This window comes from Chiayiivirga flava, assembly GCF_014202825.1.
Taxonomy (GTDB): Bacteria; Pseudomonadota; Gammaproteobacteria; order Xanthomonadales; family Xanthomonadaceae; genus Chiayiivirga; species Chiayiivirga flava.
On sequence record NZ_JACHHP010000002.1, the window covers coordinates 721,492 to 739,640 of the forward strand.

The following is an 18,149-nucleotide window of genomic DNA, read 5'->3' on the forward strand; positions in this document are numbered from 1 at the left end:
CGGCAGCCGCAACGGCCGTTCAGGCGGTGTCGCCGCGCGGCGGGGCGGAGGCCGCCGCGGCGGAGAGCTCGTCGGCGTCGAACAGGTGTTCGAGCTCGCGCAGCGCTTCCTTGTTGGACGCGATCAACGCGGCTTCGTCGTCGTAGATCAGGTGCTGGTCGTGCAGCAGACGTTCGTCGTGTTCCTCGAAACGCTCGCGCCGCAGCCGCGCGTCTTCGGGCGACAGGCCCAGCGCGCACAGCACGCGTTCGCCCAGCTCCAGGCTGGAGTGGAAGGTTTCGCGCACCACGTTCACGTCCAGGTCCATGAGCTTGAACACGTGCTGGCGGTTGCGCGCGCGGGCGTAGATGCGCAGGTGCGGGAAACTGCGCTTGACCATCCGCGCGATGCGGATGTTGGCGTCCGGATCGTCGGTGGTGAGCACGAAGATCTCGGCGTGTTCGGCGCCGGCCGAGCGCAGCAGTTCGACGCTGGCCGGATCGCCGAAATACAGCGTGCTGCCGAAGCGACGCGACAGGTCGACCTGTTCCGGACTGTTCTCCAGCGCCACGAACGTGATCTTCTGCGCCCGCAGCATGCGCGCCACGATCTGCCCCATGCGGCCGAAACCGGCCACGATCACGCGCGGCGCGTCGACGCGGATGGTGTCGAACGCGCGCCGTTCGCGCGTGGACGCCTCGCGCCGACCGCCAAGCAGGCGATCCACCGCCAGCAGGCACAGCGGCGTCACCGCCATCGTCAGCGCCACGACGGCGAGCAGGCGGTCGCGCAGCGCGGCGTCGATGAGGCCTTCCTTGAACGCTTCGCCGAACACCACGAAGGCGAATTCGCCCCCCAGCCCGAGCACCGTGCCGAGCAGCAGCGCGTTGCGCGTATCCAGCCGCGCCGCGCGTCCGACGCCGACCAGCACCAGCATCTTCAGCGCGAGCAGCCCCGCCACCCACAGCGCGACGATGCCCGGCTCGTCCATCACCCGGTCGAGGTCGATGCTCATGCCCACGGCCATGAAGAACAGGCCGAGCAGCAGGCCCTTGAACGGCTCGATGTGCGCCTCGAGCGCGTGGCGGTATTCGGAATCGGCCAGCAGCACGCCGGCGAGGAACGCGCCCAGGCCCATCGAGAGGCCGGCCTGGTCCATCAGCCACGCGTTGCCGGCCACCACCAGCAGCGCGGTCGCGGTGAACACCTCCACCATGCGCACCCGCGCCACCCAGCGCAGCACCGGCCGCAGCAGATAGCGGCCGCCGACCACCACCGCGAGGATCACCGCAAACGCCTTGGCCAGCGCCGCGGGCGACGGTGCGGCCTGTTCCAGCGCCTTGGCTTCGCCGAGGATCGGAATCAGCGCCAGCAGCGGAATCGCGACCAGGTCCTGGAACAGCAGGATCGCGAACGCGAGCCGGCCGTAGCCGGTGGTGAGCTCCTTGCGTTCGGCCAGCAACTGCAATCCCACCGCCGTGGACGACAGCGCAAGCCCCAGCCCGATGACGAGGTTGGCCTTCCATCCCAGCCCGTACAGCAAGCCGCACACGCCCAGCAGCAGCGCCGACAGCAGCACCTGCAGCCCGCCCATGCCGAACACCTGGCGCCGCATCACCCACAGCCGCGCCGGCGACAGTTCCAGTCCGATCACGAACAGCAGCATCACAACGCCAAGCTCCGAGGCCGCGAGCACGCTGTCGGCATTGCTGACCACGCGCAGCACGTCCGGGCCCAGCACCACGCCGGCGGCGAGGTAACCGAGCACGGCGCCAAGGCCCAGGCGGCGGAACAGCGGCACCGCGATCACGGCGGCGAGCAGGAAGACCAGCGCCAGTTCGAGGGTTCCGTGGTCGCTCATGGTGGCGCTCCGTGCGTTGCGTGGCTGCGGTGTCCGACCCGCAGGCCTGCGCAGGCGTTCGTGCAGCGGATGGGTGGGGATTGTGGCAAATGCAAGGGCCGATGACGGGATCGCGCCGTCTTTGCCGGTAACCGTGAACGACGTCTCGCCGCCGAGTCGCGAACCGCGACGTGGCGCAAGGTGCGGCGACCGCGCGGCAGGCAGCATGCGCATCGGGGCCAGCATCGCGTTAGACTGGCGATATCCACACGCCGCGCCGGGATGGCGCGCCGTTTTTTGGGGCAAGGGGCAAAACATGAAGACCGGTTTCCGCATCGTCGCGGTCCTGTTGTCGCTGTGGGCGACGCAGGCCATCGCGCAATCCACCGTGCACGAGGTGTACCTGGATCTGGATGCCGATGCGTCCACCGGCTGCAGCGTGGTCACCGATGCCGGCAGCGTCGCGGGCATGGAGCTGCGTCTGCGCGCGACCGTCGACGGCGACCCGCCGCAGGTGCAGACGGTCACGCGCGCGCTGTGCGACGGCGCCGCCTTCGGCGCCGCGCAGGCGCAGCCGGCCGGCTACCCGGTGGGCCTGAACCTCGGCAGCGGTGGCGCCGATGTGGTCGAGTTCTCGACCGCACTCGCGGGCCTGGGCGACGGCGGCACGGTGCCGGCCGCGTTCGTGTCGAGCAACGCCGCGGGCGCCGACCTGGTGCTGACGACGGTCACGCTGCCCGGCACCGTCGAACCGCCGGGCCCGACCCCGATCGAACCCGCCGTCATTCCGGCCACCGGCTGGCTGACGCTGCTGCTGCTCGTCGGTTTGACCGTGTGGCTGGCGCGCCGGCATCCGGGCGTCGGCGGCACGCTGGTCGTGATCGTGATGATGGGCGCGGGTGTGGCATGGGCGGCCAACTTCGTCGCCGACGGCCAGATCATCGACTGGACCGGCGAGGCGCCCGTCGCCACCGATCCGGCCAACGACGCCAGCGACGGCTCCGCGCAGATCGACATCGTGGCGGTGTTCGCGGCCACCGAGAACGCGCGCCTGCACGTGCGCATCGACGTGCGCGATCTGGAACCGACCGCCAACCAGGCGCCGACGCTCGATCCGCAGACCTTCACGCTGGCCGAGAACAGCGCCGCCGGCACGGCCGTCGGCAGCATCGCCGGCACCGACCCGGACGCGGGCCAGACGCTGACCTACGCGATCACGGGCGGCAACACCGGCAATGCGTTTGCCATCGATGCCGCCACCGGCGCGATTTCGGTGGCGAACGCCGCCGCGCTCGATTTCGAAGCCGGCGCCACCTTTGCCCTCACCGTCACCGCCACCGACGACGGCGACCCCGCGCTCAGTGCCACCGCCACGATCACCATCGACCTGGACGACGTCAACGAAGCCCCGCAGATCGACGCGCAGACCTTCGCCGTGTCGGAAAACGCGCCCGACGGCACCGCCGTCGCGGCCGTGGTGGCAAGCGATCCGGATTCGAGCGCACCGAACGCGACGCTGACGTTCGCGATCACCGGCGGCAACACCGGCGGCGCGTTCGCCATCGACGCGAACTCCGGCGCCATCACCGTGGCGAGCAGCGCCGCGGTCACGCTCGCGAACGCGCCGTTCGCGCTCGTCGTGCAGGTGTCCGACGGCGGCACGCCGTCGCTCGACGCCAGCGCCACGATCACCATCGAGGTCACCGACCAGAACGACGCGCCGGTGTTCGACCAGGCCGCGTATGCCTTCACCGTGGCCGAGAACAGCGCGGCGGCCACCGCGGTCGGCACGCTCTCGGCCACCGACCCGGACGCCGGCCAGACACTGACGTATGCGATCGCGAGCGGCAACGTCGGCAATACCTTCGCCGTCGACGCGGCCAGCGGCGCGATCACCGTCGCCGATCCGGCCGCGCTCGATTTCGAGACCACGCCGACCTTCGACCTCACCGTCTCGGTCACCGACAGCGGCGCACCGGCGCTGAGCGACACCGCGACCGTGACCGTCACGCTCACCGATGCGAACGATGCGCCGGTGGCGGACGACGCTGCCTTCACCGTGGCCGAGAATGCCGCCATCGGCACGTCCGTCGGCACCTACGCCGCGACCGATCCGGACGCCACCGCGCCGGACAACACGCTGTCCTACGCGATCACCGCCGGCAACGACGACGGCACGTTCGCGATCGACGCGACCACCGGCGAGATCACCGTCGCCGACAACACGCTGCTCGATTTCGAAACCGTCGCGGCGTTTGCGCTGGAGATCACCGCCACCGACGGCGGCGGCCTGAGCGACACCGGCATCGCCACGATCAACGTGCTCGACGAAAACGAAGCCCCGACGCTGCCCGCCGCCACGCGCGACGTGGTCGAAGCCAGCCCGAACGGCACGCCGGTCGGCGCACCGATCGCCGGCATCGATCCGGACACTACGGCGCCGAACAACACGCTCACCTACGCGATCACCGGCGGCAACACCGACGGCGCGTTCCAGATCGATGCGGCCACCGGCCAGATCAGCGTCGCCAACTCGGCCGCGGTCACCTCCGCGACGCCGGTGTTCACGCTCAGCGTCGAGGTCACCGACGGCGGTGGCCTCGTCGGCAGCGGCACGGTCACCGTCAACGTCACCGATGTGAACGACGCGCCGAGCTTCGTCGCCGGCCCGGACCAGACCAGCCTCGAGGACGCCGGTCCGCTCACCGGCACGCCGGACCCGTGGGCCACGGCCATCGACGACAACGATCCGACCGTGCAGGCGCTCACCTTCATCGTCACCGCCGACAACCCCGCGCTGTTCGCCACCCAGCCGAGCATCACGCCAACCGGCACGCTGAGCTACGAAGCCGCCCCCGACGCCAACGGCAGCACCCTCGTCACCGTGGTGTTGCAGGACGACGGCGGCACCGCGCTCGGCGGCGTCGACACCAGCGCGCCGCAGACCTTCACCATCACCGTCGGCGCGGTCAACGACGCGCCGCTGTTCACCGCCGGTCCGAACCAGTCCGTGCTCGAGAACGCTCCGGCGCAGACCGTGCCGAACTGGGCCACGGGCGTTGCCGCCGGCCCGGCGAACGAAAGCGGACAGACCGTGGCCTTTGCCGTCACCGGCAACACCGATCCGTCGCTATTCACCGTGCAGCCCGCCGTTGCGCCCGACGGCACGCTGACCTACACGCCGGCGCCCGGCGTCATCGGCACCGCCACCATCACGCTGGAGCTCGCCGACAACGGCGGCACCGCCGACGGCGGTGTCGACACCAGCGCGCCGCAGACCTTCACCATCAGCATCAACAACGTCAACGACGCGCCGAGCTTCACCGCCGGCCCGCCGCAGATCGTGCTCGAAGACGCCGGCGCGCAGACCGTCGCAGGCTGGGCCACGGGTATCGACGACGGCGATGCCGGCGTCACCCAGGCGCTGACCTTCAATATCACCGGCAACAGCAATGCGGCGCTGTTCGCCGTCGCGCCGGCCATCGATCCCGCCACCGGCACGCTCACCTACACGCCGGCGGCCGATGCCAACGGCGTCGCCACGATCACCGCGACGTTGTCGGACGACGGTGGCACCGCCGACGGCGGCGTCGACACCAGCGCACCGCAGAGCTTCACCATCACCGTCACCGCGGTCAACGACGCGCCGAGCTTCATTCCCGGCGCGCCCGTGTCCATGCTCGAAAACGCCGGCGCGCAGACCATTCCGTGGGCCACGGCGATCAGCGCGGGGCCCGCGAACGAAGCCGGCCAGATCGCCACCTTCGTCGTCAGCGGCAACACCAACCCGGGACTGTTCGCCACGGCGCCGACGATCGCCGCCAACGGCACGCTGACCTTCACGCCGGCCACCAACACCAGCGGCAGCGCCGATGTCACCGTCGTGCTGCAGGACGACGGCGGCACCGCCAATGGCGGTGTCGATGCCACCGCCCCGGTCACGTTGACCATCACCGTCGTCGACGTCAACGCCGCGCCGAGCTTCGTCGTCGGTGCCGCGCAGACCGTGAACGAGGACGCCGGCGCGCAGACCGTCGCCGGCTGGGCCACGGCCATCGACGACGGCGACGCGGGCGCCACGCAGGCGCTCACCTTCAACATCACCGGCAACACCAACACGGCGCTGTTCGCCGCCGGCCCGTCCGTGGCCGCCAACGGCACGCTGAGCTACACGCCGGCGGCCAACGCCAACGGCACGGCGACGATCACGCTGACCCTGTCCGACGACGGCGGCACCGCCAACGGCGGCAGCGACACCTCCGCACCGCAGTCGTTCACCATTACCGTCGACGCGGTCAACGACGCGCCGGTGTTCACCGCCGGCCCGGCGCAGACCATCGACGAAGACGCACCGGCGCAGACCGTGCCGAACTGGGCCACCGGCATCGGCCCGGGCGGCGGCACCGACGAGGCCGCGCAGACGCTGACCTTCGCCGTCACCGGCAACACCAACCCGACATTGTTCAGCGCCGCACCGGCGATCGCCGCGAACGGCACGCTGACCTACGCCGTGCAGCCGAACGCCAGCGGCACGGCCACGCTGCAGATCACGCTGTCCGACAACGGCGGCACCGCGAACGGCGGCGTGGACACCTCGGCGCCGCAGACCCTCGTGATCACCGTCAACAACGTCAACGATGCGCCGAGCTTCCTCGTCGGCCCGAACCCGACCGTGCTCGAAGACGCGGGCGCGCAGACGATCAACCCCTGGGCCACCGCGATCGACGACGGCGATCCGGACGTGACGCAGACGCTCACGTTCCAGATCGTGTCCAACGACAACGCCGCGCTGTTCAGTGCCGGCCCGGCGATCTCGCCGGCGGGCGTGCTGACCTTCACCCCGGCCGCGGAAGCGTCGGGCGTGGCCAACATCAGCGTGCGTCTGAGCGACAACGGCGGCACCGCGAACGGCGGCGTCGACGCCTCCGCGCCGCAGGTCTTCACCATCACCGTCACCGAGGTCAACGACGCGCCGCTGGCCACGCCCAAGACCCACGCCACGCATTCGGCGATCGCGCTGAACATCGTCGCGGCCAGCCACACCGGCGAGCTGCTCGACGGCGCCTCCGATCCGGACGACGCCCCGGCCGCGCTCAGCGCGCAGCTGGTCGCCGGTTCGTTCCTGCCGGCCGGCGCGCAGGTCACGCTCACCGACGCCGCCACCGGCAGCTTCCGCTATGACCCGCCGGGCGGTTTCAGCGGCGGCGGCAGCTTCCAGTTCCGCATCTGCGACGACGGCGCGCCGGTCGGTCCGGTGCAGTGCAGCGCGCCGCAGACGGTGTCGATCAACGTCACCGGCCCGGAGCTGTGGTTCGTGGATGCCGGCGCCGCCGGTGGCGGTGACGGCGGACTTGCCGACCCGTTCACCTCGCTCGCCGCGATTCCGGGCGGGCGCGGCACCGGCGATCGCATCTTCGTCGCCAGCGGCAGCTACGCCGCGGGACATACGTTGAACGCGAACGAACAGGTCATTGGCCAGGCCGCCAGCGGCGGCTTCGCGAGCCTGCTCGGCGTCGTCGTGCCCGGCAACGGCCAGCTGGACGCGCTGCCCGCGTCGGGCCCGTCGCCGTCGCTCGGCGGCGGCGTCACGTTCGGCGGCAACGGCGGCGTGCTGCGCGGCGTGACGCTCACCGCAGGCAGCGGCACGGCCATCAGCGCCGGCGCGGTCAGCGGCATCGAGGTGGCCGAAACGAGCATCGACGCCAGCACCACCGCCGCCAACTTCAACGGCACGGGTGCGAGTGCGGCCGGCGTGTCGTTCACCTCGACGCGGTCCACGGGCGGCGCCAACGGCATCGTGCTCAGCAACCTCAGCGGCACCTTCGACTTCGGCACCGGCACCCTCTCGGGCCACAGCGGCACGACGTTCCAGGCCGGCGGCACGCTCGGCAGCACGAGCTACGCCGGTGATCTGGGCAAGACCGCCGCCGGTTTCCTGCTCGACGTGACGGGCGGTGCGTCCGGCAACCTGACGCTCGGCGGCGCCTTCGCCTGCACCGGCGCCTGCGGCAGCGGCGGCGGCAACGTCGGCGTCCGCGTCGCCGGGCGCAGCGGCGGTACCCTGAGCTTCACCGGCGCCAAGGCGATCAGCGGCTCGGCGGCCAATACCGCCATCCTGCTCAGCGGCAACGCCGGCGCCACGCTGAATTTCAGTGGCAACACCGCCCTGACAACCACCAGCGGCACCGGCCTCTCGGCGAACGGCGGCGGCAATCTGACGATCAACGGCCAGTTCGACGTGACCACCACGGCCGGCAGGGCGATACGCATCGACGGCATGACGCTGTCCGGCAGCACCATCGGCACGCTGTTCACCAACGGCGCACTGGGCGCCGGCGTCCCCGCCGTGCAGATCAGCAACAGCACCACGCCCGGCACCTTCACGCTCGGCCAGGAGCTTCTCCTCGATCACGACGATGCCGGCGAATCGGGCGGCGGCGTGCAGTTGGTCGACAACACCGGCAGCTGGTCGCTGCCGCGCTGGAGCCGCGTCACCAGCAGCGACACCACCGCACTGCGCGCGTCGAACGCCGGCACGCTCGGCATCGGCGACATCATCCGCGGCAATGCCGTCACGACGGTGGGGACGGCGATCCTGGTGCAGAACACCACCATCGCCGCGCAGGATCTCAACTTCACGGCGGTCTCCAGCTTCGGCGGCGCCGTCAACGGCATCCTGCTGCAGAACACCGGCACGCTCGGCGGCCTCGTGGTGACCGGCACCGGCGCGCCCGGCAGCGGCGGCACCATCGCCAACACCAGCAGCCACGGCATCCAGCTGCTCACCACCGCGGCGCCGTCGTTCGCCTTCATGCAGATCCAGAACACCGTCGGCGACGGCGTCAGCGGCAGCCGCACCGACGGGTTCAGCTTCATCAACGGCAGTATCGACAACTCCGGCATCGGCGGCCTCGTGGACGCGTCGAACATCGGTTTCAACGACACCGCCGCCGGCCTCGAAAACAACCTCAGCGGCACGGTCGTCATCACCGGCAACACGCTGACCAACGCGCGCTACCACGGCGTGGACATCTTCAACTATGCCGGCACGCTGGCCGATGTCACGGTGTCGAACAACACGATCACCAGCAGCACCGTTGCGGCCACCTCGCAGGGCTCGGGCATCCGCCTGATCGCGTTCGGCTCGGCGACCACGGCCGCCAGCGTCACCAGCGCCACGCTCGCCAACAACGTGATCAGCAACTTCCCCGGCGGCGTGGGCATCCAGGCGCAGGGCGGCAATGCCAACGCGGCAGGGCCGACGCCGCTGTTCGGCACCGCAGGGTCGGGGAGCAGCGTGATCCGCATCACCGGCAACCGCATCGCCGGCCAGAGTCCCGCCAATCCGATCGCGGCCGAGGCCATCGTGGCGCTGGTCAACGGCAAGGGCCAGGGCAACTTCGACATCTCCGGCAACGGCACCGTGGCCAACCCGATCACCAACGTCAACGGCACCGCCATCAGCCACTCGGCGTTCGGCACCGCGGTGGTGACGTCCACGATCAGCAACAACGTGATCGTGGCCAACAACATCTTCGCCGCGCAGGGCATCGGCGTGGGCACCTCGAACACGGCCGGCTTCGCCAACACGCCGTCGCTGACCACCACGATCACCGGCAACAACGTGTCCGCCACCGACGGCAACGGCATCCTCGCCGTGGCGCGCGACGGCAGCGGCACGCTGCGCGCGAAGATCCAGAACAACACCGTGGCCGCACCGCTGACCGGCGTGCGCCCGGGCATCCGGGTCGATTCGGGCAACGGCACGTCCGTGAACGAGACGGTCTGCGTGAACATCTCCGGCAACACCAGCGCCGGCAGCGGCGGCCATCCGGGCATCGGCCTGCGCAAGCAGGGCGCGGTCGCCACCACCAACGCCTTCGGCGTCAACGGCATGGTGGCCACCGCCTCTCCGGGCGTGGAAACCTACGTCGGCGGACTCAATCCGGCCGGTGCCGGCGTGCTGCTCATCTCCGCGAGCAGCGGCTTCTCCAACTGCAGCCTGCCGTGAGCGCGCGACTCATGCACACCACAGGGATACTTCGCCGTGGCTGAACCCTTTCTCTCCGAGGTCCGCCTGTTCTCGTTCGGGTTCCCGCCGCGTGGCTGGGCGCTGTGCAACGGACAATTGCTGCCGATCAACCAGAACCAGGCGCTGTTCTCGCTGCTCGGCACCACGTTCGGCGGCGACGGACGGGTCAATTTCGCGCTGCCGGACCTGCGCGGCCGCGTGCCGATGCACGTGGGCGGCAGCCACACGCTGGGCGAACGCGGCGGCGAGCAGGCGCACACGCTGAGCATCGCGGAACTGCCGACGCACACCCACGTGGCCCAGGCCGCCGGGGTTGCGGCCACGACCAACACGCCCACCGGCGGGCTGATGCTGTCCAATTCGCTGGGCTCGGCGGCCTACGGTCCGGCCAGCAATGTGGTGGCGATGGCGCCGCAGGCCGTGGCCAACGCCGGCGGTTCGCAGGCGCACCTGAACATGCAGCCGTTCCTCACCATCAGCTTCTGCATCGCGCTGCAGGGCATCTTTCCGTCGCCGACCTGAAAAACGCACAGGACCTGCGTTTTTCAACAATTGCTGGGAGCAAGCGTCATGGCACAACCGTATGTCGGCGAGATCCGGATGTTCGGCGGCAACTTTGCGCCCGCAGGGTGGGCGTTCTGCGATGGGCAGTTGCTGCCGATTTCCGAGAACGAAACGCTGTTCCAGCTCATCGGCACCACCTACGGCGGCGATGGTCAGAGCACGTTCGCGATGCCGGACCTGCGCGGCCGCCTGCCGCTGCACCAGGGCAACAGCTTCATCCTTGCCGAGACCGGCGGCGCGGAAGAAATCACGCTCACGGTCGGCCAGATTCCGTCGCACAGCCATCCGATGCTCGGCAGCGCCGACACGGCCACCACGCTGGCCGCGTCCGGTGCCGTGCTCGCGGCCAGCACCGGCGCCACGATCTCGCCGTACGGCACGGATGCGCCGCGCACCAACCTCGCAGGACAGAGCGTGACGGCGGTGGGCGGCAGCCAGCCGCACACCAACATGAAGCCCTACCTGTGCGTGAACTTCATCATCTCCCTGTTCGGGATCTTCCCGAGCCCGACCTGAGGCAGCGATCGTGGCCGATCCGTTTGTTGCGGAAATCCGCATCTTCCCCTTCAACTTCGCGCCGCGCGGCTGGGCGTGGTGCGACGGGCAGCTGCTGCCGCTGTCGCAGAACACCGCGCTGTTCTCGCTGCTGGGCACCACGTACGGCGGCAACGGCAAGAGCAACTTCGCCCTGCCCGACCTGCAGGGCCGCTCGCCGATGCATCCGGGCCAGGGACCGGGCCTGTCGCTGCACGACCTGGGCGAAACCGGCGGCAGCGAGACGGTGACGCTGCTCGAATCGGAGATCCCGTCGCACAGCCACGCGCTGCAGGCCTCGCAGGCCGACGCCATCGAGCGCACACCCGCGGCGAGCATGCCGGCCACCGGCATCGGCCTTGGCCTGTATGCCGCGCCCGCCAGCATCGTGCAGCTCTCGCCGCTGGCGCTGGCGCCGGCGGGCGGCGACCAGCCGCACAACAACCTGCAGCCCTACCTGACGCTGTATTTCTGCATCGCGCTGCAGGGCGTGTTTCCGCCGCGCACATGACGAGGAAGGCCCGATGAAGAGACGACAGTTCCTGGGTGCCGGTCGCGTGGCGCTGGTCGGTGCCGGCATCGCCGCGCTGCCGCTGCGGCACGCCGCGGCGTCGGAGGCGGCGCCGCGGTTCCGCCTGCTGCGGCGCGACGGCGGCCGCCTGCGGCCGCTCGTCGACTGCGGCGCGCAGCCGGCGTGCGACGCTGCGCGGCTCGTCGTGCATCTGCAGCCGCTGCAGCCCGCGCCCGGCGGTGCGACGCTGGCGCGACTGCGCCTGAGCGCCATGTTCGATGCGCTCGGCGCACCGCAGTCGCCGTTCCACATGTTGCACTTCTCGGCGGCGGACCCGGCCGGCACCACGCGGCCCTACCGCTTCATGGCCGCACGCGAATCGCTGCGAGCGCTGCAGATCGAGTACAGCCTGCACGACGATCCCGCGGACACCTGCCGCAGCGAGCGCTGCAGTCTTGTCGCGCAACCCTTCGCCGCGCTCGAACCGGGCGACTACGTGCTCGCCGGTCCGGCGCGCGATCGGCTCGCCGCCAACGCAACCGACGGCCTGCTCGACGACCCCGCGCGCGATTTCGACTACGTGGCGTTCCGCATCGCCGTCGCCGGCTGACGACGCCGACGGTGGCAGCGCATCCACCGACGGCATGGCGCGATTGCCTGCTGGTCGGCCTGCCGCTGGCGCTGCGGCCCGAGCGCGATGCCGATCGCGACGCGCTGATCGCGGTGTACGACGCCGCGCGCGCGGACGAACTCGACCGCGCACCGTGGCCGCCCGGCCAGCGCGAGCGCTTCGTCGCGCACCAGTTCGAGCTGCAGCGCACCCAATACCGCGCGCACTACCCGGGCGCGGATTTCCTGGTGATCGAGCGCGAGGGCGTCGTCGTCGGACGCGTCTACCTGCATCGCGGCGCGCACGAACTCCGCCTGATGGACATGGCGCTGCTGCCGGAGCTGCGCCAGCGCGGCATCGGCACGCGCCTGCTGCGCGATCTCGTCGCGTGGTGCGACGGCGTACCGTGTCCGCTCACCCTGCACGTGGAGCCGTTCAATCCGGCCTATCGCCTCTACCGCCGCTTCGGCTTCACCTGGCGGCGCAGCACCGGCATCTACCATTTCCTCGAGCGCGTGCCCGGCACGCCGTGCGGCGAGGCCGGAATGTCTGCGTGGCCGCGCGGCGAACCAGGCACCCGCGCAGACAGCGTCAGTTGAACACGATCTCGTAGACGATCCCGCGCGCGTCGCGCCGAACCGGCGTGAAAAACAATTCCAGATGTCCGTGCACGGGATGTGGGAACTGCAGCAGCCCCTGCTGCAGCGGCGGTTGCAGCGGCCCGCGCAGCAACAGCGAAAAGCCGGGCAGCGCACGCACGGTCGGATATGCCGAGCGCGTCACCGCCTCCACCTGCATCGCCACTTCGTCGGTTCCGGCGCGGACCAGCAGTGCGTTGCCGATGAGGGCATCGAAATCATCGGCACGGAGCCGGTCGAGGGACGTGGTCATGCCGGCAAGCTTATGCGCCGAGCCGCTTGCTGCCAATGCAGCGAGGTCTTCGCGCAGCATTGAACCGCCGCAGCGCATCCGCCAGACTCGCGCGACCCCCCACGTGCCGGAGGCCGCCATGCCTTTTCGATCCGCTGCCGCGTTTGTACTGGCTGCCATTCTGCCGTTGGCCGCCGCATCCGCCGCCGAGCCGCACCCCGAGGCCGAGCTCGAGATCGGCGTGGTCGGCGACCTGGAAATCGGTCCCGACGGCGCCGTGCGCACGTACGAGGTCACGAGCAAGCTCGCCGAACCGCTCACCGCTCTGGTGGAGCGCAAGGTGCGCGAATGGATGTTCGAGCCCATCGCCGTGGACGGCAAGCCGGTCATCGCGAAGACGCGCGCGCGCCTCACGCTGCGCGCCATCCCGCAGGGCGACGACTACCAGCTGCGCATCGAGGGCGTGCATTTTGGCGAAGCCGCACCGTCCGCCGCGACCACGCTCAAGGCGCCGACCTACCCGCGCAACGCCATCCGCGAGGGCATCGGCGCGCGCGTGATGCTGGTCGCGCGGCTGGACGCCGACGGACGCGTGATCGAGGTGCACCCGTACCAGACCAGCCTCGACAAACCGATCAAGTCCGACTTCACAGCCAACAAATGGCGCACCGCCTTCGAGCGCGCCAGCATCGCCGCCGTCGAAGACTGGCGCTACGATCTCACCGAGTCCATCGACGGCGCGACTGCCGGCCAGACCGTGATGATCCCGATCCAGTATTCGCTGTCGTACGGCCGCACGTCGGCGCCAAACGAGCGCTGGCGCCAGTACATTCCCGGCCCGGTGTCGCCCGCGCCGTGGCAGGACGACAGCCGCATCGCGCAGCTCGACGACATCGGCGAAGGCGAAACACGCTCGCTGTCCTCGCGCTTCCGCCTCACCCGCGATCCCACGGGCACCGTACTCTGAGATGAGACCGTCACGCACCCGGCGCAGGAGCCTGCAGGCGCTGTCGCCGGTCTGCGCCGTGCTGCTGTTCCTGGCGCTGCCGCTGGCCGCGCAGACCACGACGGCAAGTCCCGCCGACGATCCGCACGACGCCGCGCTGGTGCGCTGCTTCGGCCTGCAGCGCAGCGAGCCGGCACAGGCGATCGCCATTGCCGAGAGCCTCCTCGCTGACGGCGCCTTGCCCGTGCTCGCCGAGATCAAGGCGCAGAGTTGCCTGGGCATGGCCAGCGCGCTGGCCGGCGACACCGGGCGCGCGCTCGCCGCCGCCGAACGCATGGAACAGCTCATCGACGCCAATCCGCAGCCGAACGCGGTGGCGCTGCGCACCTATTCGAACGCCGGCGCCATCCTGCATGCCGCCGGCCAGGTCCATCGCGCGCTGGCGCTGTACGATCGCGCCGAGCGCATTGCGCTCGCCGAGGAATCGGAGGTCGCCCAGCTCACCACGCTGATCAACGTCGCGTTGATCCACGCCGAGAACCTCGACGATCCCGACGGCGCCGAGACCCTGTTCCAGCGCGCCATCGCGCTGTCGGAACGTACCGGCACGCGCGACGTGCTGCTCGACTACAACCATGCGCGCAATCTGCTGCGGCTCGGACGCCAGCGCGAGGCGCTGGCCGCGTTCGACGCGGCCCACGCGCAGGCCGAGCGCGTCCCCAACACGCTGATGGGTCACCGCATCGATGCCGAGCGCACCGCGTTGCGGCATGTGCTCGACGGTTCGACCGACGCCCGCGACGTGCTCGAAACCACCATCGCGGCGCAGCGCGCGCTGCCCGATCCGGCGGGCGAGGCCATCAGCCTGACCCTGCTCGCGCGGACCGAGCTCGCCGACGGCGACGCGGAGGCCGCGCTGCGCAACGCCCGCGCGGCCGAACAGGTCGCGCAGAGCGACGCGTTCCTGCGCGAGCGGGTCGACGCGATCCGCGCCCAGGTCGCCGCCTTGCGCGCCCTGCAGCAACCCGAGGCCGCGCTGGACCAGGCCGAGCGCGCGCACACGCTCGAACTGGGCGCGCTGCGCCGCCTGAACCTGCAGGGCCTGGCCGACCTGCAGGCCCGCCTGCAGGATGCCGACAGCGCGCGCGAACTCGAGCGCCTGCGGCTGGAACGGCAGATCCAGAACCTGAGCCTGGACCGCACCCGCCTCGCGCGCAACTGGGCCGTCGGCAGCCTGATCGCGATCGGACTCGCGGTGCTCGCCTTCGTGCTGTTCCAGCGGCGCATCAACCTGCGCCTGCGCCGCCTGAGCACGCTCGACGCGCTCACCGGCCTCATCAACCGCCGCGCCGCCACCCACCGCCTCGACGCGACGCTCGCGAACGGTGTTCCCGGCGCCAGCGCGCGCGCGCTGATCCTGCTGGTGGACATCGACCACTTCAAGCAGGTGAACGATCGCCACGGCCACGCCGTCGGCGATCTGATCCTCACCGAGCTGTCGGCGCGACTGAAGACCGGCTGCCGGCCGGACGACGTGGTGTCGCGCTGGGGCGGCGAGGAATTCCTCATCGCCTGCGGACAGGTCACGCTCGACCAGGCACGCGCGGTGGCCGAACGCCTGCGCGCGGCAATCGCCGACGTCTCGTTTCCGCTGCCGGACGGCCAGCGCGTCGCCGTCACCATCTCGATCGGCTTCGCGCCGTATCCGTTTTTTCCCGACCACGAAGACCACGGCGCGGAAGCGTGGCAGGATGCCATCCGTCTCGCCGACCGCGCGCTGTACGCGGCCAAGCACAGCGGCCGCAACGCGTGGGTCGGGCTCTGGGGGCACGACGCCGACGGCACCGACATCGACAGCGTGCTGCGCGATCCGCTGCAGGCCGAGCGTGCGCGCCGCATCGCCATCGTCGCCAGCCGCGCGCCAAACTGGACGGGCGACGCCGCCGCCGACGCGACCTGACACCGACAGTCACGCGCGTCGCAGCGACCAGAATCCGATATCGCGACGCGTGCGGTATCCGATGTCGTCGTACATCCGCTTCGCGCGCAGGTTGTCGTGGCTCACGTGCAGGAAGGGCAGGCGGCCCTGCCGCAGCAGATCGTTCGTCAGCCACGCCAGCAATCGCCGCGCGAGGCCGCGCCCGGTGAACTCCGGATGCGTGCAGATGGCGCTGATTTCCTGGCAGGTGTCGGTGGCCAGGCGTTCGCCGATCATCGCCGCCAGGCGCCCGCCGTCGTCGATGCCGAAATATCGCCCCATCGCCATCGTGCGCGGCCGGAAATAGTGCGGATACACCAGCGCGGTGAGGGCCAGCACGTCGGCGCGCCGGGATTCGTCCAGCGTCACGATCGGAGGCCCGTCGACGGCCGCCAGCGGTTCGCCGCATGTCATCTGCGCCAGCGGCGCATGGGCGTGCAGACTCCACGCGTCCGACACGTCCGGTGCGTGGCCGAGCAGATACATGGTCTCGTCGCGTGCCACCAGCGATTCCAGCGTGGCGTCCGCGACGGTCGCGCAGTCGGCCCGCACCCCGACGAAGGGCGCCATGTCCGCGGGGTAGCGCAGCGCCGTCGCGTCGCCGATGGCGCAATGCGCATGACGGCCGTGCAGCGCGGCCCAGATGGGATTGTCGAGTGCGGCGTCGTTCATGCCGCCGGCCGCCCGCACCGCATCGCCGGCGCGGCGGGTTCACCGATGTCGCGCATGCACGCTCCGGACGCATCTGTCGATGCCGCGCAGGATGGACCATCGCGGCGTTGTCCGGCAATCGGATTTCGACACGCTCCGCGCACGTTCCGGCGATACGCCGATGCGCGGCGGAACGGGTTCCCGTCAGGCGATCGAACGCGCCACGGCAATCAGCACCACGCAGCCGAACGCGATCGATGCCGCGCCCAGCAGGCCCAGATGCCGGACCGCACGCGCCACCGACCACGCCGCGAACCGGCGGTGCAGTCGCCACGGCACCAGCGCCAGCACGGCCGTCGTGACCAGCAGCACCCAGCCTGCAATCGCGAATCCCGTCGACCACGGCAGACGCTCCGCATGCAGCACCAACGCGCCGCCCACCCACACGCGCACTGCAAGCTCGAGCGCGTGCAGCCGCGCCGATCCGGCAAACCCGAACAGGAACCGTCGCGCCAGCGCAGGCGCCGCGAATGCCGCCACGCCGAGCAGCAGCAGATACAGGCCCGCCAGCGTCACCGTTGCGGCGGCAAGAAGCTGCATCAGCATGTCAGCGCGCACGCGCGCGCTGCGCACGAAACGTCCGTGGCCGCGCGGCAACGCTGCAAGACAACCGGTAGCACGGCACGACGCGTCGTCGACACCGGCGCACCTACCGCATGACCTTCTCGACCGCCTTGCCCTTCGCAAGCTCGTCGATCAGCTTGTCCAGATACCGGACGTTCCGCACCAGCGGATCCTCGATCTCCTCCACGCGCACCCCGCAGATGGTGCCGCGGATAAGCGAACGGTTGGGGTGCAGGGCCGGCGCCTCGGCGAAAAACGTCCGGAAATCGCTTTCCGTGTCGATCTGCCGCTGCAGGTCCGCCGCGCTGTAGCCGGTCAGCCAGCAGATGACGCGATCCACCTCGGCACGGGTGCGGTTCTTGCGCTCGGCTTTCTCGACATACAGCGGATACACCTTCGAGAACTTCATTGCGGGAATGCGATCATCGTTTTTCATCGATCCTCCGGCTCGGCCAATAACCCATGCTCGCCGTTGTGCGTCGGCGGCTCAAGCGCCCCGATTCGGCTCACGGGACATCATCGGGATGCACGCAAGCAATCGCCACTCACCGCGCATCGCACGCATCCCTGCACCGGACGATGGCGGCGCGGAGCGTCGTCCACCAGCCGGACGCGTACGGATGCAGCCACCTGCGCGGCAACGGTTTTCCGAAGCGCGACGTGCGAAGCACACGCGCCTTGAGCCACGCGATGTCGAACCCCGCCCATTCCGGCACCGGCGACAGGCCGAGATTGAACGACACCGCTGGCCGTACCTCGTTCCAGAAGATGGCTTCGAGCTCGTCCAGCGTGTACTTGGACTCGGCACATGCGCGCGCGATCGCGGGAAGGAGAATGGCCGGATCGGTGTCCATCCAGACCTGCTGCATCCAGTCCCACACCGGTGCGCGATCGTCGATGTCTTCGCTTGGTGGTCTCACGGTGGCCACACCCGGGTCAGGAGCCGCTGTTCCGCAGCGGTCCGCGGGAAGCGAGCATAGCGTCGGCAGCACACCCGATCACGCGAAGTC

Annotated in this window: 14 protein-coding genes; 8 read left to right on the forward strand and 6 right to left on the reverse strand. The window is 70.4% G+C overall.

Going from position 1 to position 18,149, the window contains the following annotated elements; genetic code table 11:
• Positions 1-19: 19 nt before the first annotated feature.
• A complete protein-coding gene (locus HNQ52_RS07550; protein ID WP_183960489.1) occupies positions 20-1,840 on the reverse strand; it encodes a monovalent cation:proton antiporter-2 (CPA2) family protein in 1,821 nt (606 codons plus the stop codon).
• Between the two features lie 295 nt (positions 1,841-2,135).
• Between HNQ52_RS07550 and HNQ52_RS07555 the strand changes: the two genes are divergently transcribed.
• The 6 genes from HNQ52_RS07555 to HNQ52_RS07580 are packed head-to-tail and all read left to right on the forward strand — an operon-like array spanning position 2,136 to position 12,669.
• Entirely contained in the window at positions 2,136-9,830 is a 7,695-nt protein-coding gene (locus tag HNQ52_RS07555) for a beta strand repeat-containing protein (protein WP_183960490.1), read from the forward strand.
• Positions 9,831-9,866: 36 nt separating this feature from the next.
• On the forward strand, positions 9,867-10,373 hold the full coding sequence (locus HNQ52_RS07560) for a tail fiber protein (protein ID WP_183960491.1): 507 nt from the start codon (positions 9,867-9,869) through the stop codon (positions 10,371-10,373).
• Between the two features lie 48 nt (positions 10,374-10,421).
• Complete coding sequence (locus HNQ52_RS07565) at positions 10,422-10,931, forward strand: phage tail protein (RefSeq protein ID WP_183960492.1); 510 nt, start codon at positions 10,422-10,424, stop codon at positions 10,929-10,931.
• Positions 10,932-10,941: 10 nt separating this feature from the next.
• Positions 10,942-11,460, forward strand: coding sequence for a tail fiber protein (locus HNQ52_RS07570; protein WP_183960493.1), 519 nt, complete (start codon positions 10,942-10,944; stop codon positions 11,458-11,460).
• A 13-nt stretch (positions 11,461-11,473) separates the two neighbouring features.
• Entirely contained in the window at positions 11,474-12,070 is a 597-nt protein-coding gene (locus HNQ52_RS07575; protein ID WP_183960494.1) for a hypothetical protein, read from the forward strand.
• A gap of 11 nt (positions 12,071-12,081) precedes the next feature.
• Positions 12,082-12,669, forward strand: coding sequence for a GNAT family N-acetyltransferase (locus HNQ52_RS07580; protein WP_183960495.1), 588 nt, complete (start codon positions 12,082-12,084; stop codon positions 12,667-12,669).
• Here HNQ52_RS07580 and HNQ52_RS07585 read toward each other — a convergent pair.
• Positions 12,662-13,081 (reverse strand): DUF6916 family protein, encoded by a 420-nt coding sequence (locus HNQ52_RS07585; RefSeq protein WP_183960496.1) that lies wholly within the window; start codon positions 13,079-13,081, stop codon positions 12,662-12,664. The genes HNQ52_RS07580 and HNQ52_RS07585 overlap by 8 nt on opposite strands.
• Here HNQ52_RS07585 and HNQ52_RS07590 point away from each other — a divergent pair.
• Positions 13,080-13,907, forward strand: a complete 828-nt coding sequence (locus HNQ52_RS07590) for an energy transducer TonB (protein ID WP_183960497.1) — start codon at positions 13,080-13,082, stop codon at positions 13,905-13,907. The two genes, HNQ52_RS07585 and HNQ52_RS07590, sit on opposite strands and share 2 nt — an antisense overlap.
• 1 nt (position 13,908) lies before the next feature.
• Positions 13,909-15,846, forward strand: coding sequence for a GGDEF domain-containing protein (locus tag HNQ52_RS07595; protein WP_183960498.1), 1,938 nt, complete (start codon positions 13,909-13,911; stop codon positions 15,844-15,846).
• Between the two features lie 9 nt (positions 15,847-15,855).
• Here the strand turns inward: HNQ52_RS07595 and HNQ52_RS07600 are convergent, their stop codons facing one another.
• The 4 genes from HNQ52_RS07600 to HNQ52_RS07615 form a co-directional block, all read right to left on the reverse strand.
• Complete coding sequence (locus tag HNQ52_RS07600) at positions 15,856-16,536, reverse strand: GNAT family N-acetyltransferase (protein WP_183960499.1); 681 nt, start codon at positions 16,534-16,536, stop codon at positions 15,856-15,858.
• Between the two features lie 183 nt (positions 16,537-16,719).
• Positions 16,720-17,121, reverse strand: a complete 402-nt coding sequence (locus tag HNQ52_RS07605) for a hypothetical protein (protein ID WP_183960500.1) — start codon at positions 17,119-17,121, stop codon at positions 16,720-16,722.
• A 103-nt stretch (positions 17,122-17,224) separates the two neighbouring features.
• Complete coding sequence (locus HNQ52_RS07610; RefSeq protein WP_183960501.1) at positions 17,225-17,575, reverse strand: DUF2200 domain-containing protein; 351 nt, start codon at positions 17,573-17,575, stop codon at positions 17,225-17,227.
• 109 nt (positions 17,576-17,684) lie between these two features.
• Positions 17,685-18,059 carry a DUF7079 family protein gene (locus HNQ52_RS07615; RefSeq protein ID WP_183960502.1) on the reverse strand — a complete coding sequence of 125 codons (375 nt, stop codon included), beginning with the start codon at positions 18,057-18,059 and terminating at the stop codon, positions 17,685-17,687.
• Positions 18,060-18,149 lie beyond the last annotated feature (90 nt).